This is a genomic window from Streptomyces sp. NPDC057010 (genome assembly GCF_042673805.1).
Taxonomy (GTDB): Bacteria; Actinomycetota; Actinomycetes; order Streptomycetales; family Streptomycetaceae; genus Streptomyces.
This window is the reverse complement of the sequence record NZ_JBHUSC010000006.1, coordinates 15,002-40,823: the sequence shown is the minus strand read 5'-3', so window position 1 is coordinate 40,823 and position 25,822 is coordinate 15,002. Positions and strand designations below refer to the sequence as shown.

The window sequence follows — 25,822 nt, the reverse complement described above, 5'->3', positions numbered from 1 at the left end:
AGGGTAGTGCCTGCCGTGCGGAGCGAAGGAATTAGGCTCGGACGCTGTGAGCAGGCTCCAGGTGGTCAGCGGCAAGGGCGGCACCGGCAAGACCACGGTCGCCGCGGCACTCGCGCTCGCCCTCGCACGTGAGGGCAAGCGGACTCTTCTGGTGGAGGTCGAGGGCAGGCAGGGCATCGCACAGCTCTTCGGGACGGAGGCGCTCCCCTACGAGGAGCGGAAGATCGCCGTCGCCCCCGGCGGGAGCGGTGAGGTCTTCGCGCTCGCCATCGACGCCGAGCGGGCCCTGCTCGACTACCTCCAGATGTTCTACAAGCTCGGCTCGGCCGGCCGCGCGCTCAAGAAGCTCGGCGCCATCGACTTCGCCACGACGATCGCCCCCGGGCTGCGCGACGTCCTGCTGACCGGCAAGGCCTGTGAGGCGGTGCGGCGCAAGGACAAGGCCGGCCGGTACGTCTACGACCACGTGATCATGGACGCGCCGCCGACCGGGCGGATCACCCGGTTCCTGAACGTCAACGACGAGGTCGCGGGCCTGGCCCGGTTCGGGCCGATCCACAACCAGGCCCAGGCCGTCATGAAGGTGCTCAAGTCCCCCGAGACGGCCGTCCACCTGGTCACCCTCCTGGAGGAGATGCCCGTCCAGGAGACCGCGGACGGCATCGCCGAGCTCCGGGAGGCCGGCCTGCCCGTAGGCCGGGTCGTCGTCAACATGGTGCGGCCGCACCACCTGGACGAGGACACCCTGCGCACCGCGGCCGGCGACCACCGCGCCGAGGTGGCCAGGGCGCTGTCCCGGGCGGGCCTCGGCGGTGCGCGGCGCGGCGGGCTGGCCGAGCGGCTGGTGGACCCGCTGCTCACGCAGGCCGCCGAGCACGCGAGCCGGGTGGAGCTGGAGCGCGCGCAGCGCACCGTACTGGCCGGGCTGGACGTGTCGGCGTACGAACTGCCCCTGATCGGCACGGGGATGGATCTGGGCGGGCTCTACCAGCTGGCCAAGGAACTGCGGAAGCAGTCGGTGGCCGAATGAGCGAAGGGGTGGACACCGTGGGACCGGACTCCGTGGGACTGGACACTCCGCCGCGACTGGCGGTCGACGGACTGCTGGACGATCCGACGACCCGGATCATCGTGTGCTGCGGGGCGGGCGGCGTCGGCAAGACCACGACGGCCGCGGCACTCGGCGTACGGGCGGCCGGGCGCGGGCGGAAGGCGGTCGTCCTCACCATCGACCCGGCGCGGCGGCTCGCGCAGTCGATGGGGATCGACTCGCTGGACAACACCCCGCGCAAGGTGGCGGGCGTGGGGGCGGACGGCGGTGAACTGCACGCCATGATGCTGGACATGAAGCGGACCTTCGACGAGATCGTCGAGGCGCACGCGGACCGCGAGCGGGCCGAGGCCATCCTCGCCAATCCCTTCTACCAGTCGCTGTCGGCCGGCTTCGCGGGCACGCAGGAGTACATGGCGATGGAGAAGCTGGGGCAGCTGCGGGCCCGGGACGACTGGGACCTGATCATCGTGGACACCCCGCCGAGCCGGTCGGCGCTGGACTTCCTGGACGCGCCGAAGCGCCTCGGGTCCTTCCTGGACGGGAAGTTCATCCGGGTGCTGATGGCTCCGGCGAAGGTGGGCGGCCGGGCGGGGATGAAGTTCCTCAACGTCGGCATGTCGATGATGACCGGCACGCTGAGCAAGCTGATGGGTGCCTCGCTGCTGAAGGACGTACAGACCTTCGTGGCGGCGATGGACACGATGTTCGGCGGGTTCCGCACGAGGGCGGACGCCACCTTCCGGCTGCTCCAGGCGCCCGGTACGGCCTTCCTCGTGGTCGCGGCGCCCGAGCCGGACGCGCTGCGCGAGGCGGCGTACTTCGTGGAGCGGCTGGCGGCGGAGAGCATGCCGCTGGCCGGGCTGGTGCTGAACCGGGTGCACGGCAGCGGTGCCGACCGGCTGTCCGCCGAACGGGCGTTGGCGGCCGCAGAGAATCTTGAAGAGGCCGGCATTGTCGATCAGGAGTCCGGGAAAGCTGGACTTCGTGAAACCGACGACACCACGGAGGTCGACGCGATCACGGCGGGACTGCTGCGGCTGCACGCCGAGCGCATGCAGGTGATCGCGCGTGAACAGCGCACACGCGACCGCTTCACCTCGCTGCACCCCGAAGTGGCGGTGGCCGAAGTGGCCGCCCTGCCCGGCGATGTGCACGACCTCGCCGGGCTGCGGGCCATCGGAGAGCGACTCGCGGCCGGGGTTCCGGCCGGAGCGTAGGCGTTCGTACGACGTGATGTGACGTGGCGCGACACGCCGTGTGGCGTGGCGTCCGGGTGATCTACCCGGCTGCCGCGTACGTCTCGTACGGAACGTCGATCTCCGCATCGTCATCCATGGTGAGGATGCCCGTACTGCGCTCGTACTCCGTGCGGGCGGTTTCGAGCAGCCGTCGCCACGAGGTGACGGTGGGACGCCGGCGCAGCAGCGCACGCCGTTCCCGCTCGGTCATACCGCCCCACACTCCGAACTCGACACGGTTGTCGAGCGCATCGGCCAGGCATTCGGTCCGCACCGGACATCCGGTGCACACCGCCTTGGCCCTGTTCTGTGCCGCTCCTTGAACGAACAGTTCATCCGGATCGGTAGTGCGGCAGGCTGCCTGCGCACTCCAGTCGGTTACCCAGCCCATCCCGGCGCCGTCCTCTCCCGAATCGAGGCTCCCCCACGGCGGTAGCGGCATATTCACCGCTGCCAGTTGAGGACGTTACGGAAGGCGGGCACAGTGCAACACCCCCGACGGGCCCAATCTTGAATGGTCCGAACGGACTATGGGTAAGCGGCAGATCACCCGACGGAGTGATCCGGCGACATGCCCGACCATTCCGGCGATTCGGGTGGAATCGGCGGGGCATCATCAGCACGGCAGGCGGGATTCGGACATGAGTCCACCCCATTCGGGAAGGGTGAAAATCAAGCCGAGGGGTTGATGTCGCACCGCACTGCTGTGACAGTTGAGGACAGCTTAGGCCAAGGCATTCGCATGTGTCCGGCGAATGAGAACGTAGGCTGCCCTCCATGGGAAAGAAGCGCTCGGGCGGCGGGCTCACGGGGAGCCAGCAGGCCGCCAAGTTCCTCGGTGTGTCCGTTCTCTCCGGAGTTGTGCTGGCCGGCATGGCGATCCCGGCCGCAGGCGCCCTGGGGCTCGCGGCCAAGGGGACGGTCGAGGGATTCGATGAGATCCCGGCCAATCTCAAGACCCCGCCACTGAGCCAGCGGACCACGATTCTGGACTCCGAGGGTGGCTTGATCGCCACGGTCTATTCGCGCGACCGCCAGGTGGTCCCCCTCACGGCGATCTCCCCGTACATGCAGAAGGCAATCGTCGCCATCGAGGACTCGCGTTTCTACGAGCACGGCGCGGTCGACCTCAAGGGCATCCTGCGCGCGGTCAACCGCAACGCGCAGGAAGGCGGCGCGGCACAGGGCGCCTCCACCCTCACCCAGCAGTACGTGAAGAACGTGTTCGTCGAAGAGGCCGGCGACGACGAGACCAAGGTGCGCGAGGCCCAGGAGAAGAGCCTCGGGCGCAAGATCCGCGAGCTGAAGTACTCCATCCAGGTCGAGGAAGAGCTCGGGAAGAAGAAGATCCTCGAGAACTACCTCAACATCACGTACTTCGGTCAGCAGGCCTACGGAATCGAATCCGCGGCCCAGCGCTACTTCAGCAAGCCGGCGAAGGACCTGACCCTGGAGGAGTCCGCGCTGCTGGCGGGCGTCGTGCAGTCGCCGAGCCGGTACGACCCGGTGAACGACGCGCAGGAGGCGATGAAGCGCCGCAACGTCGTCCTCCAGCGGATGGCCGACGTGAAGGACGTCTCGCAGGCGGAGGCGGACGCGGCGAAGGCCAAGCCGGTCACGCTGAAGGTGACCAGGCCGAAGAACGGCTGCATCACCGCGGTCAAGGGCGCCGGCTTCTTCTGCGACTACGTGCGCAACTCCTTCCTCACCGACCCCGTCTTCGGCAAGACGCGCGAGGAGCGGGCGAAGGTCTGGAACCAGGGCGGTCTGACCGTACGGACGACCCTGGACCCGCAGTCGCAGGACGCGGCGAACGAGTCGATCAAGGACCACGTCTACCAGGAGGACTCGGTCGCGACGGCCGTGACCATGGTCCAGCCGGGCACCGGCCGGGTGCTGGCGATGGGTCAGTCCAAGCCGTACGGCTTCGGGAAGAACGAGACGCAGATCAACTACTCCGTGGACAAGCGGATGGGCGGCTCGAACTTCGGCTTCCAGGTCGGCTCGACCTTCAAGCCGTTCATCGCCGCGGCCGCCCTGGAGCGGGGGACGCCTCCGACGCAGGTGTACTCGGCGCCGAACAAGATGGACTACCCGAGCCCGATCCAGAAGTGCGACGGCTCGCAGTGGCTGAACCTCCGCGACGGCTCGGGCAAGCTCGCCACCGCGGAGAACGAGACCGAGGACGAGATCGGTCCGTACGCGCTGAAGACGGCGATGGAGAAGTCCATCAACACGTACTTCGTGCAGATGATCAGCGAGATCGGCCTGTGCCCCGTGACCGAGATGACGCAGAAGCTCGGCGTGGTCCCGGCGGCCGGCACGAAGCTGCCCGAGGCGCCGTCCATCGCGCTCGGCTCCGCCGAGCTCTCCCCGCTGACCATGGCCAACGCGTACGCGACCTTCGCCAACCGGGGCATCTACTGCACTCCGGTCGCCATCGAGTCGATCACCGACTCGCACGGCAAGGCCCTTTCGGTGCCGAAGTCCAAGTGCGACCGGGCCATGTCGGAGAACACGGCCGACACCATCAACACCCTGCTGCGCGGGGTGGTCGACTCCGGTACCGGTGAGCGGGCCGGCCTGACCGACCGCGACAGCGCGGGCAAGACCGGTACGACCGACGCCCGACAGAACGCCTGGTTCGTCGGCTACACCCCGAACATCTCCGGCGCGGTGTGGGTCGGCTCGGGCGGCGCCAAGAAGATCACGATGGAGGACATCGTGATCGGCGGCAAGCCGTACGAAAAGGTCTTCGGCGGCGGCCTGCCCGGTCCGATCTGGAAGGACGCCGTCACCGGCGCCCTTTCCGGGCGCGAGTCCCCGACCTTCACCACGATCAGCATCCCGGAACCGATGGTCCCGGGCGGCGGCAACAACGGCGGACGGCCGGCCACCAACCCGGGCAAGCCCTCGAAGCCGGGCAAGCCGGGCGGCGACGGCAAGCCCGGCGGCCGCCCCGGCGGAACGACGGCGGCCGGTGCCACCGGCGGTGTGACGGGCGGGGCCACCCCCGAGAACCCGTTCCCCCGGATCACCATCGAACCCGGCCTGATCGGCGGCCCCGACACCCAGTAGCGGGCAGACACATGTGTGAGGGGCCCAGCCGATCCGGCTGGGCCCCTCACGCGTACTCACTCCCGTACGACTAGGAGAGCTGCTTCTTCACGGCGGCGGCGACGCGCCCGCCCTCCGCCAGCCCGGCGACCTTCGGTCCCACGATCTTCATGACGGCGCCCATGGCCCGCGGCCCCTCGGCACCCGCCGCCTTGGCCTCCGCCACGGCCTGCGCCACGATCGCGGTGAGCTCGTCGTCGGAGAGCTGCTTGGGCAGGTACGTGTCGAGGAACTCGCCCTCGGCGGTCTCGCGCGCGGCCTGCTCGGCACGGCCGCCCTGCGCGAAGGCCTCCGCGGCCTCGCGGCGCTTCTTCGCCTCCTTGGCGATCACCTTGAGGACTTCCTCGTCGGAGAGCACGCGTGCCTCCTTGCCCGCGACCTCCTGGTTGGTGATGGCGGAGAGGGTCAGTCGCAGGGTGGACGAGTGAAGCTCGTTCCGCTCCCTGATGGCGGTCGTGAGGTCTTCCTGGAGCTTGGCCTTGAGCGTGGTCATGAGGCTGAGTCTGCCAGGTGCGGGGGCGGTGGCGCCCGTCGGTTTTGCGGGTCTGCGACGATGGGGCCATGCGTGCGCGTTACGGAGTACCCCTGAAAGCGGCTGCCGGAATCGCTGCGGTGGGGGCCGCGGGTGTGGCCTATGCCGCCGGTTTCGAGGCGCGGTCCTTCCGCCTGCGGCGGGTGACCGTTCCCGTCCTGCCCCAGGGGATGCGGCCGCTGCGCATACTGCAGGTCTCGGACATCCACATGGTCTGCGGGCAGGGCAAGAAGCGCGCCTGGCTCCAGTCCCTGGCGGGCCTGCGCCCCGACTTCGTCGTGAACACCGGCGACAACCTCTCCGACACCGAGGGCATCCCCGAGGTGCTCGACGCCCTGGGACCCCTGATGTCCTTCCCCGGCGCGTACGTCTTCGGGTCGAACGACTACTACGGGCCGCGGCTGCGCAACCCCGGGCGCTACCTGATCGAGAAGGTCCAGGGCCGGCACGGGCTGAACGGCAACAAGCCGGTCGTCGGCGCCGTCCACAACCCGTGGGAGGAGATGCGGGACGCCTTCGACGCGGCGGGCTGGCTGAACCTCACCAACACCCGGGCGCGGATGAAGCTGGACGGGCTGGAGCTGGCCTTCACCGGGCTGGACGACCCGCACATCAAGCGGGACCGCTACGAGCGGGTGGCGGGCGGCCCGGATCCGGACGCGGACTTCTCGATCGCCGTCGTGCACGCCCCGTACCTGCGCACGCTGGAGGCCTTCACGGCGGACGGCTACCCGCTGATCCTCGCCGGGCACACGCACGGCGGGCAGCTGTGCATCCCCTTCTACGGGGCGCTCGTCACCAACTGCGACCTGGACACCAAGCGGGTCAAGGGCCTGTCCACGCACGAGGCGGGCGGCCACCGCGCGTACCTCCACGTCTCGGCGGGCTGCGGCACCAACCGGTTCACCCCGGTCCGTTTCGCCTGCCCGCCTGAGGCGACACTCCTGACGCTGACCCCGAAGGCGCACTCCGCGTAAGGCGTTGTAATACGTTGACGGGATGATCTCACCGGCGGTCTCAGCCCCGCGCCTCGTCCCGGCGGCCTTCCGGGCCCTGATCTGCGCCGCGGCCGTGGTGGGGGTGGTCATCGAGTGCGCGTACGGCAGCGTGCCCGTCGTCCTGAGCTACTTCACCATCTGGACCAACATCGCGGTCGCGGTCGTCTTCGGCCTCGCGGCCGCGCGCGCCTGGCAGCACCGCCCGGACCTCGCTCCCCTCTACCGGGGCGGGGTCCTGCTCTTCATCCTGATCACGGGGCTCGTCTTCCACCTGGTCCTCGCCAACCCGTCGAGCCCCTTCAACGTGGTCGAGGACCTCGACAGGCTGACCGGCGCCCGGGCCGTCGCCAACCAGCTCCTCCACACGGTCACCCCGATCGGCGCCGTCCTGGACTTCCTGCTGCTCACGGCCCCGCGCACGCTGCGCCCGCGGCACGCCGCGCAGTGGCTCGCGTACCCGCTGGCGTACGTGACCTTCGCGCTGATCCGCGGCGAGCTGCTCGCCCCGGGCACCAGGAGCCGGTACACCTACCCCTTCATCGACGTGGCGCAGTACGGCTACGCCCGCGTCGCCCTGAACGCCGCCGTCCTGGGCATCGCCTTCTACGCGCTCGGCCTGCTCCTGGTCACGGCGGACCGCTTCCGCCCGGCGTCCCCCCTGGCCCCGCGCCCGCTCCGTGAAAACCGGATTTCGTCTCCGGCCGCGGGTCCGCTAAAGTAATCGATGTCGCCAGGGCAGCAAACACTGCAAGGCGGCGATCGGGGTGTAGCGCAGCTTGGCAGCGCGCTTCGTTCGGGACGAAGAGGTCGTGGGTTCAAATCCCGCCACCCCGACTTCGCAAGACCACATCAGGGGTCTGATCCATGCAAGTGGATCAGACCCCTGATTGGCGTTTGCGGGCTGGTCGGACGGTGTCGCCTCGGCCAGGCGGGTGCGTGCGGTCGCGGCGTGGGCGGGGGGCTGCCTAGCGTGTGGGGGAGGGCGCGCGGCGGCCTCATCCCGTCGGGAGGTCCTCGTGGCGCTGTGGCTGCTCAACCACCTCAGCACGGTCGCACTGGCCGTGCTCATGGTCGGCGCGATCGTGCTCGTGGCCGTGGCCGGCAGCGCGGCCGCCCGCCGCCGGTTCCCGCGTCTCGCCGAGGGCGAGCACAACGAGATGATCGGCGTCGTGCTGGGCATGTTCGGCGCGATCTACGGGATCATCCTGGCGTTCGTGGTCGTCACGCTGTGGACGCAGCTCGACCACGCGCAGACCGTCGTCTCCCAGGAGGCCACCGACGTCTCCCTCGTCGTCCGCGACACCCGCAGCTTCCCGCCCGCCGAGCGGGCACGCGTCGACCGGGCCGTGCACGACTACGTGCACGCCGTGGTCGAGGTGCAGTGGCCGCTGATGAAGAAGGGTGCGCCGAGCTTCGAGTCCACCTCCAAGCATGTCGGGGCGATGTACGACGCCCTGCAGGCCTATGACCCGGCCAGCCCGCGCGACCAGGCCTTCTACGGGGAGGCCGTCAGCCGGCTCAACGAGACGGCCGCGATGCGCCGTGAGCGGATCAACATCGCCACGAACGAGCTGCCCGTGCTGCTCCAAGTGCTGGTCTACGGCGGAGCGTTGGTCATCATCCTGCTCACCTTCCTCTACGGCCTGCGCAGTCTGAAGATGCAGTTCCTGTTCGTGGCGACCGTCTCGGGGCTGATCGGCTTCAGTCTGCTGCTGGTGCTGGTCCTCGACCGGCCCTTCGCCGGCGATCTCAACGTCAGCCCGCAGCCGTTCAAGGAGTCGATGCTGGCCCAGTTCTGGGTGCCGGACCGCGCCTGACTCCGGCGGGCGTGCTCACTCGGCCGGCGCCGCCAGCTCGCCGGCGCACAGGTCGAGGAAATCCGGGGAGAGGCCGGGCCGTACGCCGCGCTCCGCTGCGGTCGCGTCGAGGTGCTCGAGGACCGCGGCGACCGTGGGGAAGGGGCCGACGGGGCGCAGGAGCCAGAGGCGGCCGCGGGGCCGGGGCGGGAGGCCCAGGGCGGCGAGGGCGGCGTCCGTCTCGCCGTCGAGGTCGCGGAGGTCGGCCTCCGGGAGCGGGGTGCACGCCACGTCCGTGATGTGGCCGTGGCCGTCGAGCGAGGTGTCCACCGCCCAGTGCGTGGAGCGGTCGGGGATCCAGGTGCGGGCCGCCGGGGGCCAGACGTACGGGAGGAAGGCCCAGCGCAGTTCCTCGGGCGCCGGCTCCCAGCCGAGTACCTCCAGCTCCCGGATCTCGGGCAGCCGGTCCGCCTCCTGTTCGCTGCGGCCCGTGCGGCGCAGCGCGAGCGGGTGCGGTGTTCCGTCCTCGTCCCACGACATGCGGGCACGCTATCCGACGCGGTGGGGGATGTGGGTGACCTCGGGGGTGGCGACCGTACGGAGGGGGTCAGGCGTCCATGTCATGGGCCGTGTGCCCGGGTTCGCGGCTGAAGTCGACCTCCACCGGGGGCTCCCCCGGCCAGGACAGCCGGGTCGGGGCGGGCGGGGTCTCGGCGATGACGGTGCCGCGGGCGACGACGTAGCGGGGGCGGACCTGGCGGCGGACCGCCTCTTCGGGTGTCTGTGCCGGGAGCAGCACGAAGGAGGCGGGGGCGCCCTCCGTGATGCCGTATTCCGCATCCGACAGGCCCAGGACCCGTGCCGCACGCTCCGTCACCATCGAGAAGGCCACCGGGATCTCGTCCGCTCCGGTGAGCTGGGCCGCGTACAGCCCGACGAGGGCGGTCTGGAGCGGGTTGGCGGTGCCGAGGGCGTTCCAGGGGTCCATGACGTCGTCGTGGCCGAAGGCCACGTTGACCCCCGCCGCCAGCATCTCCTTGACCTGGGTGAGGCCGCGACGCTTGGGGTAGGCGTCGAAACGGCCCTGGAGGTTGAGGTTGGCGAAGGGGTTGGAGACCAGGTTGATGCCGGAACGGGACAGGAGCCGCTGGAGTTTGAAGCTGTACGCGCCGTTGTAGGAGCCCATCGCCGTCGTGTGGGAGGCCGTGGCGCGCTCGCGCAGGCCCGAGCGCAGCGCGAGGGTGGCCAGCACCTCCACGAACCGGGACTGCTCGTCATCGATCTCGTCGCAGTGGGCGTCCACGCGCAGTCCGTGCTCCTCGGCCAGTGCGAAGGCCGTCCGCAGCGAGGCCACCCCGTCCTCCCGGGTGTCCTCGAAGTGCGGGATGGCACCGACGACGTCCGCCCCGCGGCGGACCGCCTCGCGCAGCAGCGCCTCGCCGTCGGGGAACGAGACGATCCCCTCCTGCGGGAAGGCCACGATCTGCAGGGTCATGACGTCCCGCACCCGGTCGCGCACCTCCAGCAGCGCGTCGAGTGCGGTCAGGGCCGGGTCGGTCGTGTCGCAGTGGGTGCGCACGTGCAGCACGCCCTGTGCGGCCTGCCAGCGCAGCACCTCGCTCGCCCGCGCGACGACGTCCTCGCGGGTCAGGGTCTGCTTGCGCTCGCTCCAGCAGGCGATGCCCTCCCAGAGGGTGCCGGAGGCGTTGGGACGCGGTTCGCCCGCCGTCAGGGCCGTGTCGAGGTGGATGTGCGGCTCGACGAAGGGCGCGCTGAGGAGCGAGCCGTGGGCCTCGATGAGGACGCCGGTGGCCGGCGGTTCCTTCTGGTCGTCGTACGGGATCACGCGCGCGATCCGGCCGTCCTCGGCGACCTCCACGTCGACGAGGCCGTGAGCGTGCAGGAGCCGGGCACCCCGGACGATCATCCGCATGGCGCCAGCGTACGCACGCGGCCCGACGTTTCACGTGAAACATCGGGCCGAGTCCGGTGGCGTGGCTCAGCCGCGCTTGGACTGGGCCTTCTGCTGCATGCCCCGCGTCTTGGCGGAGAGCGACTGCACGTCCCTGACCGCGGCCTTGGCGCGTGCCTCGGCCGCCGTGTTCTTCGCCATCGCACGCTCGGAATCCTCGTGGGCGTGGTGGCCGTGGTGACCGGTACGAGCCTTCTTGGCCATGATCACTCCTCCTCGGAGCACGTGACAGCCGTACGGGTTCCACTGTGCGCCCGTCCGCAGCAGTCGGCATCCCGGCGACATCCCGGCAGGCGGCGCCCCCGATGCCGCAAGAATGGGGGCATGACCAGCGACAGCGAGACCACCCCCGAGATGCCCGACTGGGAGAAGCGCTTCCGGGCGCCGCGCGTCGGACTGCCCGACTGGGCGGAGGACGCCCCGGACCGCTCCCTCTTCGTCTCCAACGCGACGGGGACCTTCGAGCTCTACGCCTGGGACCGCGCCACCGGCGCGCAGCGCCAGGCCACCGACCGCCCCAACGGCACCACCGACGGCACCCTCTCCCCCGACGGCGAGTGGATCTGGTGGTTCTCCGACACCGACGGCGACGAGTTCGGCACCTGGGTGCGCCAGCCCTTCGCGGGCGGCCCCGACGAGCCCGCCACGCCCGGCCTGGAGCCCTCCTACCCGGCCGGCCTCGCGATCGGCCGGGACGGCACGGCGGTCGTCGGGCGCTCCACCGACGAGGAGGGCTCGACCGTCCACGTGGTCCCCGCGGACGGCTCCGCTCCCACCGTGATCTACCGGCACCGGGAGTCGGCCGGCGTCGGCGACCTGTCCCGCGACGGGACGCTGGTCGCCATCGAGCACACCGAGCACGGTGACGCCATGCACTCCGCCGTGCGCGTGCTCACCCTCGACGGAACCACCGTCGCCGAGCTCGACGACTCCAAGGGCGGCACCGAGGAGCTGGGCCTGGAGGTGCTCGGCTTCGCACCGGTCGCGGGCGACAACCGGCTGCTCGTCGGACACCAGCGGCGCGGCCGCTGGGAGCCGATGGTGTGGGACGTGGCCGCCGGCACCCAGACGGGCCTGGCCATCGACCTGCCGGGCGACGTCAGCGCCGAGTGGTACCAGGACGGCTCGGCCCTGCTCATCGTGCACAGCTTCGAGGCGCGCAGCGAGCTCTGGCGGTACGACCTGGCCGCGCGGGACCTCGTACGGGTGGACACGCCGCCGGGGACGGTCTCCAGTGCCACCGCGCGGCCGGACGGGACGGTGGAGTTCCTGTGGTCCTCGGCCGCCGAGCCCTCGGCGGTACGGTCCACCGCGGGCGGCGTCGTGCTGGACGCGCCGGGCTTCCGCGCGCCCGCCTCCCTGCCGGTGGAGGACGTGTGGGTGGAGGGCCCGGGCGGCCGGATCCACGCGCTCGCCCAGCGGCCGGCCGGGCAGGGCGACGGCCCCTTCCCGACGGTCTTCGAGATCCACGGCGGCCCCACCTGGCACGACAGCGACGCCTTCGCGGCGACCCCGGCGGCCTGGCTGGACCACGGCTTCGCGGTCGTCCGGGTCAACTACCGCGGCTCGACCGGCTACGGCCGCGAGTGGACCGACGCCCTCAAGCACCGGGTCGGCCTGATCGAGCTGGAGGACATCGCCGCGGTCCGGGAGTGGGCGGTCTCCTCCGGCCTCGCCGACCCGGCGCGCCTCGTCCTCTCGGGCGGCTCGTGGGGCGGCTACCTGACGCTGCTGGGCCTGGGCACGCAGCCCGGGGCCTGGGCCGTGGGCCTGGCCGCCGTACCCGTCGCGGACTACGTGACGGCGTACCACGACGAGATGGAGGCGCTGAAGTCCCTGGACCGCACCCTCTTCGGCGGGACGCCGGAGGAGGTCCCGAACCGCTTCGAGGCCTCCTCGCCGCTGACGTACGTGGACGCGGTGAAGGCGCCCGTCCACATCGCGGCCGGCGTCAACGACCCGCGCTGCCCGATCCGGCAGATCGAGAACTACGTGGACCGGCTGGCGGCCCGCGGGGCGGTGTACGAGGTGTACCGGTACGACGCGGGGCACGGCTCGCTGGTCGTGGAGGAGCGGATCAAGCAGGTCCGGATGGAGCTGGAGTTCGCGCTGAAGCACCTGCCTCCGCGGATGCCCGCCTGACCCTGCGGGACGGCGACCGGTGCACCCCCCGTACCGTGGTGGGGTGCACCGGTTTCTCCTGACCCCGCGCTGGTGGGGGATCAACGTCTTCGTCGCGCTCGCCGTTCCCTTCTGCCTGTTCATGGGGTCCTGGCAGCTCGGCCGGTTCGAGGACCGCGTCGACAGCCACCGGGAGGCGACCGCCGGCCGGCCCGCCGGCCAGGTCGCCGCGCCGCTGGACTCGCTGCTCCCGGTGGACAAGAAGACCTCGGGGCGGATGGCCTCGACCGCCGGGGAGTACGCGGAGCAGCTGCTGGTGCCCGACCGGGCGCTCGACGGGAAGACCGGCTTCTACGTCCTGACCCTGCTGAAGACCGACTCCGGCAAGGCCGTGCCGGTGGTCCGGGGCTGGCTGCCGGGAACGGCGGACGCGGCGAAGGCGCCGGCCGCGCCGACCGGGCGGGTGGAGGTCACGGGTGCGCTCCAGTCCTCCGAGAACTCCGGCACGAAGGGGGTCCACTCGCAGGGCGGCCTGCCGGCCGGGCAGCTCGGGGTGATCGGGGCGGCCTCGCTGGTCAACATCGTCCCGTACGACATGTACGACGCGTGGCTGACCGTGCAGACCCCGGCGGACGGCATGCTTCCGGTGCCCGCGCAGGCGCCGGCCGACACCGGTCTCGACCTGAAGGCCTTCCAGAACCTCGGCTACACGGGCGAGTGGTTCGTCTTCGTCGCCTTCGTGCTCTTCATGTGGTTCCGGCTGTACCGGCGCGAGGTGGAAACCCTTCGCGACGCCGAAGCCGGCCTGGTGACGGTGCCGGAGCCTGCGGCGGCGGGCGCGAACCAGGCCTGACCTGCGGCGCCGTTGTCCCGGGCCCCGTGAGGGCTACGGCTTCGGGGGGTCCACCGGGATCGTGCCCGTGCGGTAGAGCGTGCCGCCGCAGGCCTCGGGGATCGTCGTCCGGGTGGTCGGGGATCCCGTCTGCGGTGTGTGGGACACCGCCACACCGGCCGGCTTCGGGGGCTCGCCGCCCGACCGCGTGTCCGGGGAGCCCTCGGTTCCGGGCGTACCCGTCCCGGCGTCCGCGCTCTGCTGCTGCGGCGGCTTCGCGGTCGCGCCGCCCGTGCCCGGGTCCTCCGCCGTGCAGGCCTCCCCCGACGGCACCCACGCGAAGCGGACCTCGTACGCCGTGTTCGGCGGCAGCACCAGCACCGGGGCCTCCGCCGAGGGGTCCGGCAGCAGTGCGCTCGCCGGGTCCCCCGCCGTGTGGCCGACCACGGCGACCCCGGAACCCTGGCCGGGCGCAGGGCCCGCCGCGGCGGCCGCCGTCACGGTGTCCGGGCCGGTGACGGTGCAGCCGCGCGCCGAGACGTTGGTGACCTTGAAGCTGCCGTAGACCTTGCCGTCGGCCTCGGGGGCGCGGGCCGAGCCCACCACCCCCAGCTGCTCGGCCCCGCAGCCCGGGACGCTCGCGGCGGCCGCCGGGGGGTACGGTCCGCCGCCGGCGGCCGGGCCGGACGTGGCGCCGCCGGTTCCGGCCGAGGCGCCGGCGGACGGGCCGGCCGTCACCCCGCCGGACGGAAAACCGCCGAGGCTCGGGAGGGGCTGCCCGATGGTGCCGCCCGCATCGGGGCCGGCTCCGGCCGAGCGGGAGGACCTGGGCTGGGCCCCCGAGCCGTTCTGGTGCGGGTCTGCGGGGGAGGCGCCCGGTTGGCCGCCCGGCTGCTCACCGTGCCCGGCCATCGCCGAGTGCTCGGTGGGGTCGCCCTCGGCCGCCGTCATGTGCAGGGCGGCCGGGACCGCGGTCCCGGCGAGCAGGGCCACCGCCGCGGCGCCGACCAGGACCTGGCGCTTGAGGGTCCGGCGCGCGGGGACCGCGTACCGCAGCCGCTCCAGCGCCCCCTCGGAGGGCTCAAGCCCCTCGACGGCCCCGCGCAGCAGGCCCCGCAGAGCCTGCTCCTCGGCGGCGCCGCCCGGCGGAATGTGGTCGTCCATCATGACTGCGCAGCCTCCATCGCCACCCGCAGCGCGGCAATGCCCCGCGATCCGTACGCCTTCACCGAGCCGAGCGACACTCCGAGCGTCTCGGCCACCTGGGCTTCCGTCATGTCCGCGAAGTAGCGCAGCACCAGTACCTCTCGCTGGCGGCGCTGCAGTCCGCGCATCGCCTTGATCAGATCGTCCCGCTCCAGCTGGTCGTACGCGCCCTCCTCGGCGCTCGCCATGTCCGGCATCGGTTTCGACAGGAGCTTGAGGCCGAGGATGCGCCGGCGCAGGGCGGACCGGGAGAGGTTCACGACGGTCTGGCGCAGGTACGCCAGCGTCTTGTCGCGGTCGCGGACCCGGTTGCGGGCCGAGTGGACCCGGATGAACGCCTCCTGCACCACGTCCTCGCAGGAGGCGGTGTCGTCGAGGAGCAGGGCGGCGAGGCCGAGGAGCGAGCGGTAGTGCGCCTGGTAGGTCTCGGTGAGGTGGTCGACGGTGGTTCCGGCCACCACCTCGGTCACCGTCTCGGCCGCCGCAGCCGTCCCGGCTGTCTCGGCCGCCGTGCCCGTACCGCTGCTCCCCGGCCCCTCAGCGCTGTCGCGCGGCGCGGGCACGCGGCCGCCCCGGGTCGGTACGGCTGCCCGTACGGGCGCCTCGGACGGCCCCGCCGGCGGGACGGGAACGATCACGGGAAAACCGCCGCCGGGCGCACGGGAGCCCCGTCGCGACGGGACGATCCCGGTGCGCGTCGGTAGGACGGCCAGTTCCAGCAGTGCCTCTGCCACGCCAGTAGGACACGCGTCCCCCCGTCAGGGTTGTACGCGCGAGGCAGTCCAGCCAGCAATATCCCCATTGCCCTCATGCGTACCCGCTCTTCCCGATTGCCCCGTCCTTCGAGACGGCAGTCGGGCCATCACCTTGATCAAGGGATCGGGACCGATCCTACAAAGCGGATTACGCAAATTCACCTGCGATCAGTTCCGCGATCTGAGTGGCATTCAGGGCGGCGCCCTTGCGGAGATTGTCGGCGCACACGAAGAACTCCAGCGAGCGCCGGTCGTCGAGGGAGACCCGCACCCGTCCCACCCAGGCGGGATCCGTCCCGGCGGCGTCCGAAGGGGTCGGGAACTCCCCCGCCTCCGGGTCGTCGACGAGGACCACGCCCGGCGCGGCCTCCAGGATCTCCCGGGCGTGCGCGGTCTCCACCTCGTTCTCGAAGCGGGCCCGCACGGTCAGGGAATGCCCGGTCACCACCGGCACCTGTACGCAGGTCACGGCGACCGGCAGCTCCGGCAGGCCCAGGATCCGGCGCGTCTCCGCCCGTACGGCGAGCTCGTGCGAGGACCAGCCGTCCGCGCGCAGCTCACCGGACCAGGGCACGACGTTGAGGGCCAGCGGGGCTTCGAAGGGGCCGGTGTCGTCGCCGACGGCCCGGCGCACGTCACCGGTCTGCTCGCCCAGGGAGGTACCGGCGACGAGCGAGAGCTGGCGGCGCAGCACCTCGGTTCCGGCCCGGCCGGCGGCGCTCGCGGCCTGGTAGGTGGAGACGGCCAGCTCGGAGAGGCAGTACTCGGCGTGCAGCGCGCCGAGGGAGGCGATCATCGCGGCGGTCACGGTGTCCGGGGCGGCGACGATCCCGCGCGGCCGGATCCGTACGGCGTGCCCGTTGATCTCGGGCACCACCAGCGGCACCTCGGGATCCTCCCGGAAGGCGGCGGACTGGTCCACGACCACGACGCCGCGCGCGGTGACCACGGGCGCCCAGCGGGCCGAGATCTCGGCCGGGGTCAGGAAGAGGGCGACATCGCCCGCACCCAGGCCGTCGAAGGCGTCCTCGGTGAGGGCGAGCACCTCGGTCTCCTCCGCGCGGACGGCCAGCATGCGGCCGGCCGAGCGGGCGGAGGCGATCAGGCGGATCTCGCCCCAGACGTCGGCGCGCTGGGACAGGATCTGGAGCAGGACGGTGCCGACCGCTCCGGTCGCTCCGACCACGGCGAGCGCCGGGCCGGAGGACCGGTCGGCGGTCATCGTCCGGTGCCTCCGTAGACGACGGCCTCGTCGCTGTCGGAGTCGAGGCCGAAGGCCGTGTGCACGGCACGGACGGCCTCGTTGACGTCGTCCTGGCGGGTCACGACCGAGATGCGGATCTCGGAGGTCGAGATCAGCTCGATGTTGACGCCCGCGTCGGACAGCGCCTGGAAGAAGGAGGCGGTGACGCCCGGGTTCGTCTTCATGCCCGCGCCGACCAGGGAGATCTTGCCGATCTGGTCGTCGTAGCGCAGGGAGTCGAAGCCGATGACGGACTTCGCCTTCTCCAGGGCGTCGATGGCCTTGTGGCCCTCGGCCTTGGGGAGCGTGAAGGAGATGTCGGTGAGGCCCGTCGAGGCCGCCGACACGTTCTGCACGATCATGTCGATGTTGATCTCGGCGTCCGCGATGGCGCGGAAGATCGCCGCGGCCTCGCCCGGCTTGTCCGGGACGCCGACGACCGTGATCTTGGCTTCGGAGACGTCGTGAGCGACTCCGGAGATGATGGCGTGCTCCACCTGCGCGTCCCCTTGCGGATTCTCGTTGCTGACCCAGGTGCCCGGCAGTCCGGAGAAGGACGAGCGGACGTGGATCGGGATGTTGTAGCGGCGCGCGTACTCCACGCAGCGGTGCAGCAGCACCTTGGAACCGGAGGCCGCGAGCTCCAGCATGTCCTCGGAGGAGATCCAGTCGATCTTCCGGGCCTTCTTCACCACGCGCGGGTCGGCGGTGAAGACGCCGTCCACGTCGGTGTAGATCTCGCAGACCTCGGCGTCCAGCGCCGCGGCGAGCGCGACGGCGGTGGTGTCCGAGCCGCCGCGGCCGAGGGTGGTGATGTCCTTGGAGTCCGCGGACACGCCCTGGAAGCCGGCGACGATGGCGATGTTGCCCTCGTCCAGCGCGGTGCGGATACGGCCCGGCGTGACATCGATGATGCGCGCTTTGTTGTGGACCGAGTCGGTGATGACGCCTGCCTGGCTACCGGTGAACGACTGGGCCTCGTGGCCCAGGTTTTTGATCGCCATGGCCAGCAGGGCCATGGAGATCCGCTCTCCGGCGGTCAGCAGCATGTCGAACTCACGCCCGGCAGGCATCGGGGATACCTGCTCGGCGAGATCGATCAGCTCGTCCGTCGTGTCGCCCATCGCGGAAACCACGACGACCACCTGGTGGCCGTTCTTCTTGGCGTCCACGATCCGCTTGGCGACGCGCTTGATGCCCTCGGCATCGGCTACGGAGGAGCCTCCGTACTTCTGCACGACAAGGCCCACGTGCGCTCCTCGCTCAGTCCGTCTCATTGCTGGTGCAGTCTAACGAGCGGCCGCGATCCGACCGCTTCGTACCACATCATGAGACGAAAGGATCATAGAAAACGTTCCCGACCAGGGGCTTCTACTTGCGGCTACTTGCGGCCGAGTCCGCCGAGTTCCTCGGCCATGACCTGCCCGGCCTGCTCCGCGAGGTCCTCCTCCGCCAGGTCCTCGTCCGTGTCCAGGCCGTCCAGCGCCGCGAGGGGCTGGTTCAGGCGGACGTGCGCGATGAGCGACTGGAGGGCGCGCAGGGTGGCCGAGGCCGTAGGCCCCCAGTTGGTGAAGTACGAGAACTGCCACCACCACAGCGCCTCGGTGACCCGGCCGGCCTGGAGGTGGATGAGGCCGTGCCGCAGGTCGGCGACCACATCGGCCAGGTCGTCGGAGATGCGGTGCGCCACCGGGGCCTTGCGCGGCTCGTACGGGTCGAAGACCTCGGAGTAGACGTCGACCGGCTCCAGCATGATCGCGAACCGCTCGCGCAGGTCGTCCACGTCCGGCTCCGGGCCGAGGTCCGGCTCGTAGCGCTCCTCGGGCAGCACGTCCTGGTACGCACCGAGCCGGCCGCCCGCGAGCAGCAGCTGGGAGACCTCCAGGAGGAGGAAGGGCACCGCGCTGTCCGGGTCCTCACCCTTTGCGACCTCGGTGACCGCGACGATGAACGACTCGATCTGGTCCGCGATCGAGGCGGCGAAGTCGTCCGGATCCTGGCCGAGGGCGTGCAGCGTTGCGTCAGACATCGAGAAGTCGCCTTCCTTCAAAGGCCCGCCCGAGCGTGACCTCGTCCGCGTACTCCAGATCTCCCCCGACGGGGAGCCCGCTGGCCAGGCGGGTGACCTTGAGGCCCATGGGCTTGATCATGCGGGCGAGGTAGGTGGCGGTCGCCTCGCCCTCCAGGTTCGGGTCGGTCGCCAGGATGAGCTCGGTGACCGTGCCGTCCGCCAGACGCGCCAGCAGCTCGCGGATGCGCAGGTCGTCGGGGCCGACCCCCTCGATCGGGCTGATCGCCCCGCCGAGGACGTGGTACTTGCCCCGGAACTCGCGGGTCCGCTCGATCGCGACGACGTCCTTCGGCTCCTCCACGACACAGATGACCGTGGCGTCGCGGCGGGGGTCACGGCAGATCCCGCACCGCTCCTCCTGCGCCACGTTCCCGCACACCGCGCAGAACCGGACCTTCTCCTTGACCTCCAGCAGCGCGTGCGCGAGGCGGCGGACGTCGGTGGGCTCGGCCTGCAGGATGTGGAAGGCGATCCGCTGCGCGCTCTTGGGCCCGACGCCGGGCAGCCTGCCCAGTTCGTCGATCAGGTCCTGGACCACGCCTTCGTACAACGGACTGCCTTCTTTCGGTGTCGGTGGGTGGTGCGGGGACTAGAACGGGAGGCCGGGGATGCCGCTGCCGCCGCCGAGCCCCTGGGCCAGCGGGCCCAGCTTCTGCTGCTGGAGCGCCTGGGCATTCTCGTTGGCCGCCTGGACCGCCGCCACCACCAGGTCGGCAAGGGTCTCCGTGTCCTCCGGGTCCACCGCCTTCGGGTCGATCACCAGGGCGCGCAGTTCACCGGAACCGGTGACGGTCGCCTTGACGAGACCGCCGCCGGCCTGGCCCTCGACCTCGGCCTGCGCGAGCTCCTCCTGGGCCGCGGCGAGGTCCTGCTGCATCTTCTGGGCCTGCTGGAGCAGCTGCTGCATGTTGGGCTGGCCACCACCGGGAATCACGGGTCACTCACTCCGTAGCATCGGTCCGAGCCTGGGGCGGCTCGGTCAATCCGAGCCTACGTGCTCCCCGGGCGCCGCGCCCTACGCCGTGAGGACCAACTCTTTCGGGTGAGGGAGAGGGCGTACGCGTACCTGATGGAGACCTCCTTGCGGGCGGAAATCCCGGGATTCGTTGTCCATCGAGCGTCATTCGAAGGTAGGAAGAGCATGCGCACCATTGCGCACACGCGCACCACCAGTCGTCAGCGCAGGCAGAGGGAGTGCCGGGTGAGCCAGCCGGAGATGCAGCCCGAGGGGCCACCCCGGGATCCCCGGGAGGAGGGCGGCGGGCCGATGGCGGGCGATCTGACCGGCCGGCCCTTCCCCCTGGGGGACTGGGGCGAGCCCGCCGAGCGGCTCGACGAGCTCTACCGGCGGGTCGAGGCCGACGCACTGCGCACCGCCGAGTGGTATCTGTCCGACCGGGCGTGGAAGCGCCGGGGGGCGCGCGTGCTGCGCGCCGGGGCGGCCGTGGGCGCCGTCACGGGCGCCGCCATGCCGCTGCTGGAGCTGACGGGCTCGGCGCCGGGCGCGTCGGCGTACGGGTACCTGTCGCTCCTCCTGGGCGCGGCCTGCCTGGCCTGCGACCGGTTCTTCGGCCTGACCTCGGGCTGGATGCGGGACGTGGCCACCGCCCAGGCGGTGCAGCGCCGTCTTCAGACCCTGCAGTTCGACTGGGCCTCGGAGAACGTACGGGAGGTGCTCGGCCCGACGGAGGGCACGGCCAGCGAGGCGGCGGAACGGTGCCTCACGGTGCTGCGCCGCTTCTCGGAGGACGTGACCGAGCTCGTCCGCTCGGAGACCGCGGAGTGGATGGTGGAGTTCAGCTCCGGCCCCGCGCCCCTGGTCATGCAGTCCCTGGGCGCCGGCGGTGCGCGCTCGGACGCGTACATCCCCCCGGCCCGCTTCCCCCTCCCCCCGGGCACCCGCCCGAACATGCCCCGCCAACGCCCGCCGGAACAGCCCCGCTGAAATCCAGCCCCGCCGGCGCATGAGGGGCGGGGTCGGGGGCGGAGCCCCAGGAGGCCGGGCCGCAGCCGACGAACGACCCCGGCCCGGCGCCCGGTAAGCACCGCTCAGCTGAAGATGATCATCGAGCCTTGCCCCAGGCTCCGCGTAGCAGCCGCATGCAACCCCAGCCACACATGCCGCTCCCGCGCGAACGGACTGTCGTCATAGGGAATCGGCCCCGCCGGTTCCTCCAACGACGTCGGCCGCCCCGGCGGCGCGGGCGCGGCCGGCGGGTTCCCCGGGTCTATCCCGATCGCCGGCGCCACGAAGGCCAGCTCCCGCAGCAGCCCGTGCGCGGACCCCAGCGGCCCGCCCCCGGCCAACAGCTCCTCGTTCGCCAGCGGAGCCGCGAAGTCCACCGGCACGTACGCCCCCGCGTGGTCGTAGTGCCACACCAGGTGCGACTGCTGGGCCGTCGGCTCGAACATCTCCAGGAGCTGCTCGTAGTCCCCGCCCAGCTCGTCCACCGGCGTCACCGGCAGGCCGCAGATCTGGAGCAGGTACGCCCGCCGCAGGAAGTGCAGGGCGTCGTAGTCGAAACCGGCCACCGGGGCCACGTCCCCGCTCAGGCCCGGCATGTAAGCGAACACGGGCACCGACGGCAGACCCGCCTCGCCCAGCGCCTTGTCGTACGAGGCGATCTCTTCCGCGAAGGGGTTGTCGGGGCTGTGGCACAGCACGTCGACAAGGGGGACCAGCCACAGGTCACAGGCCACGCGGGCTCCGATCAGTCGTTGCCGCCGATCCGGCCAGCGTAGTGCGCCGGACACCCTCCGCGAAGGGGTGCGCAGAACCCGGTATACGGCGGGTGACGCCGTGGCCCCGCTCCGCCGCCCCGCCCCTACAGGCCGGCGGCCCAGTCCAGACCGTGCTGGTTGTACTCGTGCACGATGCGCCGCACCTCGTCCGCGTCCGCCAGCGTCACCGCGTCCACCAGCGCACTGTGCCCGCACCACAGCGTCGCCCGCAGCTGCGGCTCCCGCTGGAGGTGGGGGACGGCGAAGACCCAGCACTGCACGCGGATGCGGTGCAGGAACTCCGAGATGTAGGTGTTGCCGACGAGCTCGCTCAGCTCCCGCCAGAAGCGGAGGTCGTAGCCGATCAGCACTTCGAGCGAACCGCTCTCCGCGGCCCGCCGCGCCTCCTCCGCCCGGCGGCGCACCGAAACCAGCATCTCGCCGGAGCCGGGGGCGGTGCCGCGCTCGGCGAGCCGGCGGAAGATCCCGTCGACGACGAGCGAGCGGGCCTCGATCATTCCGCGGAAGTCGTCCACGGAGAAGACCCGGACGCGGAACCCGCGGTGCTGGACCAGTTCCAGCAGCCCCTGGGCCGAGAGGTCCACGAGCGCCTCGCGGACCGGGGTCGCGGAGACCTCGTACTTCTCGGCGATCTGCTTGACGGTGAACTCGGTTCCGGGCGGCAGGCGTCCCGCGAGCACCTCGTCACGCAGCGCGTCCGCGATCTGCTGGCGAAGTGTGTTGCGGGTGACAGCGCCGCTGCCTGGCATAAGGGTCCGTCTCCTCTGTAGAACTCCGGACACCTTAGGCCAGACAGCGAGGCCGAAACCGAACGGTTGAGGATCGTTATACGGATCTACCGACCGTTATGCGGACGGAAAACCGGCCACGCACCGTCCACGCACCGGCCACCTGCCGGTTCCCCGCCCCCGGGCCGGCCCGCGCACGCCCCCTATCCGGCCGTGGTGTGCCGGTCGGCGACCGACAGCGCCTCGTCCAGCAGGGCCAGGCCCTCCTTCGCCTCCGCCTCCGTGATCGTGCACGGCGGGACGACGTGCGTCCGGTTCATGTTGACGAAGGGCCACAGGCCGGAGGCCTTGCAGGCCGCGGCGAACTCGGCCATCGGCGCGTTGGCGGCGCCGGCCGCGTTGTACGGGACGAGCGGCTCGCGCGTCTCCTTGTCCCGTACGAGTTCCAGGGCCCAGAAGGTGCCCAGACCGCGGACCTCCCCGACCGACGGGTGCCGCTCGGCGATCTCGGCGAGCGCCGGGCCGATCACGTTCTCGCCGAGGTGGGCGGCGTGCTCGACGATGCCCTCCTCCTCCATCGCGTTGATCGTCGCGACGGCGGCGGCGCAGGCCAGGGGGTGGCCGGAGTACGTCAGTCCGCCCGGGTAGGGGCGGGTGGCGAAGGTCTCGGCGATGGCGGCGGAGATGGCGACGCCGCCGAGGGGGACGTAACCGCTGTTCACGCCCTTGGCGAAGGTGATCAGGTCGGGGGTGACGCCCCAGTTGTCGGCGGCGAACCACGTGCCGGTGCGGCCGAATCCGGACATGACCTCGTCGAGGATGAAGACGATGCCGTGGGCGTCGCAGAGCTCGCGCACGCCGGCGAGGTAGCCGGGCGGCGGGGTCATGATCCCGGCGGTGCCGGGCACGCTCTCCAGGATGATCGCAGCGATGGTCTGCGGCCCCTCGAAGGCGATGGTGTCGGCGAGGTGCGCGAGGGCGCGCTCGCACTCCTCGGCCTCGGTGGTGGCGTGGAAGGGGGAGCGGTAGAGGAACGGCCCCCAGAAGTGCACGACGCCGGCGGCGGCCGTGTCGGAGGGCCAGCGGCGCGGGTCGCCGGTGAGGTTGATCGCGGCGGCGGTGGCACCGTGGTACGAGCGGTAGGTGGAGAGCACCTTCTGCCGGCCGGTGTGCAGCCGGGCCATGCGGACGGCGTTCTCGACGGCCTCGGCGCCGCCGTTGGTGAAGAAGATCTTGTCGAGGTCGCCGGGGGTCCGCCGGGCGATCAGCCGGGCCGCCTCGGAGCGGACGTCGACGGCGAAGCCGGGCGCGAGGGTGCAGAGCCGGGCGGCCTGCTCCTGGACGGCGGCGACGACCTTGGGGTGCTGGTGGCCGATGTTGGTGTTGACCAGCTGGGAGGCGAAGTCGAGGAAGCGGTTCCCGTCGTAGTCCCAGAAGTACGAGCCCTCGGCGCCGGCTACGGCCAGCGGGTCGATCAGGGCCTGGGCGGACCACGAGTGGAAGACGTGAGCGCGGTCGGCGGCCTTGACGGTCGCGCCGGTGACATGAGGGGTCATGTCGTCACGCTAGAAGTGCGCAGGTGGGAAGGGATATCGGCGGACTGTATGCGGTGAGGGGGCCGCTCTCGGCAGTCTGTATGCGCCTTTATGCGCATCGACCGCGCGCGTCGCCATCATTGACAGCACACTTCCATAGTGACAGCATCCTGTCATAGAGAGTGTTCCCACGACGAAGCCAAAGACGAAGCCAAAGCCGAAGCCGGAGGCGATCACGATGACCGAGACCCCGCGCAAGCCCGTCCACCTCGCCGTCTACGACACGTACGCGGACTGGGAGACCGGCCACACCACCGCTCACCTCGCCCAGCGCGGCCACACGATCCGTACGGTCGGCTTCGCCGCCGGGCAGCCGGTCACCACCATGGGCGGCGTCCGTATCCAGCCCGACCTGTCCCTCGCGGACCTGCGGCCCGAGGACTCCTCGCTCCTGATCCTGACCGGCGCCTCGCTCTGGGACACGGGCGACGACCTGGCGCCCTTCGCGGCCAAGGCGGCGGAGTTCCTGGCGGCGGGCGTCCCGGTCGCGGCGATCTGCGGAGCCACGGCCGGCCTGGCCCGCACCGGCGTCCTGGATTCCCGTACGCACACCAGCGCCGCCTCCTTCTACCTGGCTCCGCAGCCGGGATACGCGGGAGCCGAGCACTACGTCGAGGCCGACGCGGTGACGGACGGCGACCTGATCACGGCCGGGCCGACGGAACCGGTGGCCTTCGCGCGCGAGGTGTTCGCCCGCCTGGACGTCTACAAGCCGCACGTCCTGGACGCGTGGTACCGCCTGTTCCACGACTCGGACGAGAGCGCGTACCCGGTGCTGATGGAGGCGTCGGAGGCGGGCGATGCGTGAGCCGGAGCCGCAGGAACCGACCCTCCGGGACCGCCAGGACCTGCTGAGCCGCACCGCACTCGGCGTCTTCCGCCTGAACGGCCAGTTCCTCTCGGTCTCGGAGGAGCTGGCCCGGCCGGCCGGGCTGACGGCCGCCTGGTGGCAGGTGCTGGGCGCGGTACTCAAGGAACCGCTGCCGGTCGCGGGCATCGCCCGGGCGATGGGCATCACCCGGCAGAGCGTGCAGCGCATCGCGGACCTGCTGGCCGCGAAGGGCCTGGCGGAGTACGTCCCGAACCCGGCCCACCGCCGGGCCAAACTCCTCCGCCCGACGGAAGCCGGGCGCGCGGCGGTGGCCCGCATCGGTCCCGGCCACGCCTCCCTGGCGACCCGCCTCGCGGCCGAACTGGGCGACGCCGCCTTCGCGGAGACGGTCCGTACCCTCGACCGCCTGGCCCGGGCCTTGGACGCCGTCCAGTCCCCCGAGGACCCGACCGGCGCGCGGTCTGCGTCGAACGGCCCGCGCGGCTAGGGCTTAGGGCTCAATGAGGGCGTCGAGTTCCTCTCCGATGGCGGTGCGCAGGGCGTCGTGGCGGCCGGTCAGCGCGTGCTGCTCGGCCCGCCAGTACTCCTCCGCGTAGAGCCAGACGGGCAGTCGGACGCGGTCGGCGGGCTCCCAGTCGTAGCGGGGCCAGATGTGGGCGTGGAGGTACGGGTCGGTGTTGCCCAGGATCTCGATGTTGACGCGGCGGAAGGCCGGGTCGAGCCGGCGGCAGGCGCGCTCGACGGCTTCGGCGAGGCGCTCCAGGTCGGTGAGGTACGCGATCCTGCGTGCTCGGGGGAGGTCGGAGAGCCGGGTGACGGTGGGGTCTTCGGTCAGCAGGACGGAGTAGCCGGGGAGGAACTGCCGGTCTCCGATGACGGCGAAGCCGGCGTCGAGGCGGCGCAGGACGGTGGGGTTCTGGCCCCGGTGGGCGCTGCCGATGCGGTCGTGCCGCCAGTCGTTCTCGATCATGCGGTGATGCTAGGCGGCTT

The 25,822-nt window shown here is 71.5% G+C and carries 27 protein-coding genes and 1 tRNA gene; 12 read left to right on the top strand and 16 right to left on the bottom strand.

Going from position 1 to position 25,822, the window contains the following annotated elements; genetic code table 11:
• Positions 1–46 precede the first annotated feature (46 nt).
• Both ACFTXQ_RS09285 and ACFTXQ_RS09280 read left to right on the top strand, forming a co-directional pair.
• Complete coding sequence (locus ACFTXQ_RS09285; protein ID WP_382637515.1) at positions 47–1,030, top strand: ArsA family ATPase; 984 nt, start codon at positions 47–49, stop codon at positions 1,028–1,030.
• The gene (locus tag ACFTXQ_RS09280) at positions 1,027–2,271 is read left to right on the top strand and encodes an ArsA family ATPase (RefSeq protein WP_382637512.1); all 1,245 of its coding nucleotides are present in this window, start codon (positions 1,027–1,029) and stop codon (positions 2,269–2,271) included. The genes ACFTXQ_RS09285 and ACFTXQ_RS09280 overlap by 4 nt, the downstream gene beginning before the upstream one ends.
• A 61-nt stretch (positions 2,272–2,332) precedes the next feature.
• Here ACFTXQ_RS09280 and ACFTXQ_RS09275 read toward each other — a convergent pair whose 3' ends face one another.
• On the bottom strand, positions 2,333–2,683 hold the full coding sequence (locus tag ACFTXQ_RS09275) for a WhiB family transcriptional regulator (RefSeq protein WP_382637509.1): 351 nt from the start codon (positions 2,681–2,683) through the stop codon (positions 2,333–2,335).
• Positions 2,684–3,069: 386 nt separating this feature from the next.
• On the opposite strand from ACFTXQ_RS09275, the gene ACFTXQ_RS09270 reads away from it, so the two are divergent.
• Positions 3,070–5,370, top strand: a complete 2,301-nt coding sequence (locus tag ACFTXQ_RS09270) for a transglycosylase domain-containing protein (RefSeq protein WP_382637506.1) — start codon at positions 3,070–3,072, stop codon at positions 5,368–5,370.
• Between the two features lie 70 nt (positions 5,371–5,440).
• Here the strand turns inward: ACFTXQ_RS09270 and ACFTXQ_RS09265 are convergent, their stop codons facing one another.
• The gene (locus ACFTXQ_RS09265) at positions 5,441–5,902 is read right to left on the bottom strand and encodes a GatB/YqeY domain-containing protein (RefSeq protein ID WP_382637503.1); all 462 of its coding nucleotides are present in this window, start codon (positions 5,900–5,902) and stop codon (positions 5,441–5,443) included.
• Positions 5,903–5,970: 68 nt separating this feature from the next.
• Between ACFTXQ_RS09265 and ACFTXQ_RS09260 the strand changes: the two genes are divergently transcribed.
• From ACFTXQ_RS09260 to ACFTXQ_RS09245, 4 genes are all read left to right on the top strand, one after another.
• Positions 5,971–6,918, top strand: a complete 948-nt coding sequence (locus ACFTXQ_RS09260) for a metallophosphoesterase (protein WP_382637500.1) — start codon at positions 5,971–5,973, stop codon at positions 6,916–6,918.
• Between the two features lie 22 nt (positions 6,919–6,940).
• Positions 6,941–7,660 carry a Pr6Pr family membrane protein gene (locus ACFTXQ_RS09255; RefSeq protein ID WP_382637498.1) on the top strand — a complete coding sequence of 240 codons (720 nt, stop codon included), beginning with the start codon at positions 6,941–6,943 and terminating at the stop codon, positions 7,658–7,660.
• Positions 7,661–7,699: 39 nt separating this feature from the next.
• A tRNA-Pro gene (locus ACFTXQ_RS09250) sits at positions 7,700–7,773 on the top strand.
• 182 nt (positions 7,774–7,955) lie between these two features.
• Positions 7,956–8,756, top strand: a complete 801-nt coding sequence (locus ACFTXQ_RS09245) for a DUF4239 domain-containing protein (RefSeq protein ID WP_382637496.1) — start codon at positions 7,956–7,958, stop codon at positions 8,754–8,756.
• A 15-nt stretch (positions 8,757–8,771) separates the two neighbouring features.
• Here the strand turns inward: ACFTXQ_RS09245 and ACFTXQ_RS09240 are convergent, their stop codons facing one another.
• The 3 genes from ACFTXQ_RS09240 to ACFTXQ_RS09230 form a co-directional block, all read right to left on the bottom strand.
• Complete coding sequence (locus ACFTXQ_RS09240; protein ID WP_382637493.1) at positions 8,772–9,275, bottom strand: DUF5956 family protein; 504 nt, start codon at positions 9,273–9,275, stop codon at positions 8,772–8,774.
• A 67-nt stretch (positions 9,276–9,342) separates the two neighbouring features.
• Positions 9,343–10,668 carry a cytosine deaminase gene (codA, locus tag ACFTXQ_RS09235; protein ID WP_382637490.1) on the bottom strand — a complete coding sequence of 442 codons (1,326 nt, stop codon included), beginning with the start codon at positions 10,666–10,668 and terminating at the stop codon, positions 9,343–9,345.
• A 66-nt stretch (positions 10,669–10,734) separates the two neighbouring features.
• On the bottom strand, positions 10,735–10,911 hold the full coding sequence (locus ACFTXQ_RS09230) for a hypothetical protein (RefSeq protein ID WP_382637487.1): 177 nt from the start codon (positions 10,909–10,911) through the stop codon (positions 10,735–10,737).
• A gap of 120 nt (positions 10,912–11,031) precedes the next feature.
• Here ACFTXQ_RS09230 and ACFTXQ_RS09225 point away from each other — a divergent pair, with 120 nt between their 5' ends.
• Together ACFTXQ_RS09225 and ACFTXQ_RS09220 are read left to right on the top strand one after the other, a co-directional pair.
• The gene (locus ACFTXQ_RS09225) at positions 11,032–12,849 is read left to right on the top strand and encodes a S9 family peptidase (protein ID WP_382637484.1); all 1,818 of its coding nucleotides are present in this window, start codon (positions 11,032–11,034) and stop codon (positions 12,847–12,849) included.
• 43 nt (positions 12,850–12,892) lie between these two features.
• The gene (locus ACFTXQ_RS09220; RefSeq protein ID WP_382637481.1) at positions 12,893–13,681 is read left to right on the top strand and encodes an SURF1 family protein; all 789 of its coding nucleotides are present in this window, start codon (positions 12,893–12,895) and stop codon (positions 13,679–13,681) included.
• Between the two features lie 33 nt (positions 13,682–13,714).
• Here ACFTXQ_RS09220 and ACFTXQ_RS09215 read toward each other — a convergent pair whose 3' ends face one another.
• The 7 genes from ACFTXQ_RS09215 to ACFTXQ_RS09185 form a co-directional block, all read right to left on the bottom strand.
• Positions 13,715–14,827, bottom strand: coding sequence for a hypothetical protein (locus tag ACFTXQ_RS09215; protein WP_382637478.1), 1,113 nt, complete (start codon positions 14,825–14,827; stop codon positions 13,715–13,717).
• On the bottom strand, positions 14,824–15,600 hold the full coding sequence (locus tag ACFTXQ_RS09210; RefSeq protein WP_382637476.1) for a SigE family RNA polymerase sigma factor: 777 nt from the start codon (positions 15,598–15,600) through the stop codon (positions 14,824–14,826). The genes ACFTXQ_RS09215 and ACFTXQ_RS09210 overlap by 4 nt, the downstream gene beginning before the upstream one ends.
• 169 nt (positions 15,601–15,769) lie before the next feature.
• On the bottom strand, positions 15,770–16,843 hold the full coding sequence (locus tag ACFTXQ_RS09205) for an aspartate-semialdehyde dehydrogenase (protein WP_382637473.1): 1,074 nt from the start codon (positions 16,841–16,843) through the stop codon (positions 15,770–15,772).
• Complete coding sequence (locus tag ACFTXQ_RS09200) at positions 16,840–18,114, bottom strand: aspartate kinase (RefSeq protein ID WP_382637471.1); 1,275 nt, start codon at positions 18,112–18,114, stop codon at positions 16,840–16,842. Before ACFTXQ_RS09200 ends, ACFTXQ_RS09205 begins: the two co-directional genes overlap by 4 nt.
• A gap of 131 nt (positions 18,115–18,245) precedes the next feature.
• On the bottom strand, positions 18,246–18,893 hold the full coding sequence (locus tag ACFTXQ_RS09195; RefSeq protein WP_382637468.1) for a DUF5063 domain-containing protein: 648 nt from the start codon (positions 18,891–18,893) through the stop codon (positions 18,246–18,248).
• On the bottom strand, positions 18,886–19,485 hold the full coding sequence (recR, locus tag ACFTXQ_RS09190) for a recombination mediator RecR (RefSeq protein ID WP_042816380.1): 600 nt from the start codon (positions 19,483–19,485) through the stop codon (positions 18,886–18,888). Before recR ends, ACFTXQ_RS09195 begins: the two co-directional genes overlap by 8 nt.
• 39 nt (positions 19,486–19,524) lie before the next feature.
• Positions 19,525–19,869, bottom strand: coding sequence for a YbaB/EbfC family nucleoid-associated protein (locus ACFTXQ_RS09185; RefSeq protein ID WP_078892798.1), 345 nt, complete (start codon positions 19,867–19,869; stop codon positions 19,525–19,527).
• Between the two features lie 267 nt (positions 19,870–20,136).
• On the opposite strand from ACFTXQ_RS09185, the gene ACFTXQ_RS09180 reads away from it, so the two are divergent.
• Positions 20,137–20,880 (top strand): SLATT domain-containing protein, encoded by a 744-nt coding sequence (locus ACFTXQ_RS09180; protein WP_382637463.1) that lies wholly within the window; start codon positions 20,137–20,139, stop codon positions 20,878–20,880.
• A gap of 104 nt (positions 20,881–20,984) precedes the next feature.
• On the opposite strand, the gene ACFTXQ_RS09175 is transcribed toward ACFTXQ_RS09180, so the two are convergent.
• From ACFTXQ_RS09175 to ACFTXQ_RS09165, 3 genes are all read right to left on the bottom strand, one after another.
• Positions 20,985–21,635 carry a hypothetical protein gene (locus ACFTXQ_RS09175; RefSeq protein ID WP_382637461.1) on the bottom strand — a complete coding sequence of 217 codons (651 nt, stop codon included), beginning with the start codon at positions 21,633–21,635 and terminating at the stop codon, positions 20,985–20,987.
• 125 nt (positions 21,636–21,760) lie between these two features.
• Complete coding sequence (locus ACFTXQ_RS09170) at positions 21,761–22,426, bottom strand: GntR family transcriptional regulator (RefSeq protein ID WP_382637458.1); 666 nt, start codon at positions 22,424–22,426, stop codon at positions 21,761–21,763.
• 182 nt (positions 22,427–22,608) lie between these two features.
• Positions 22,609–23,961, bottom strand: a complete 1,353-nt coding sequence (locus ACFTXQ_RS09165) for an aspartate aminotransferase family protein (protein ID WP_382637455.1) — start codon at positions 23,959–23,961, stop codon at positions 22,609–22,611.
• A 217-nt stretch (positions 23,962–24,178) separates the two neighbouring features.
• Here ACFTXQ_RS09165 and ACFTXQ_RS09160 point away from each other — a divergent pair, with 217 nt between their 5' ends.
• Together ACFTXQ_RS09160 and ACFTXQ_RS09155 are read left to right on the top strand one after the other, a co-directional pair.
• Positions 24,179–24,808 carry a DJ-1/PfpI family protein gene (locus ACFTXQ_RS09160; RefSeq protein ID WP_382637452.1) on the top strand — a complete coding sequence of 210 codons (630 nt, stop codon included), beginning with the start codon at positions 24,179–24,181 and terminating at the stop codon, positions 24,806–24,808.
• On the top strand, positions 24,801–25,319 hold the full coding sequence (locus ACFTXQ_RS09155) for a MarR family winged helix-turn-helix transcriptional regulator (protein ID WP_382637449.1): 519 nt from the start codon (positions 24,801–24,803) through the stop codon (positions 25,317–25,319). Before ACFTXQ_RS09160 ends, ACFTXQ_RS09155 begins: the two co-directional genes overlap by 8 nt.
• 3 nt (positions 25,320–25,322) lie before the next feature.
• Here the strand turns inward: ACFTXQ_RS09155 and ACFTXQ_RS09150 are convergent, their stop codons facing one another.
• On the bottom strand, positions 25,323–25,799 hold the full coding sequence (locus tag ACFTXQ_RS09150; protein WP_382637943.1) for an HIT family protein: 477 nt from the start codon (positions 25,797–25,799) through the stop codon (positions 25,323–25,325).
• Between the last annotated feature and the right edge of the window lie 23 nt (positions 25,800–25,822).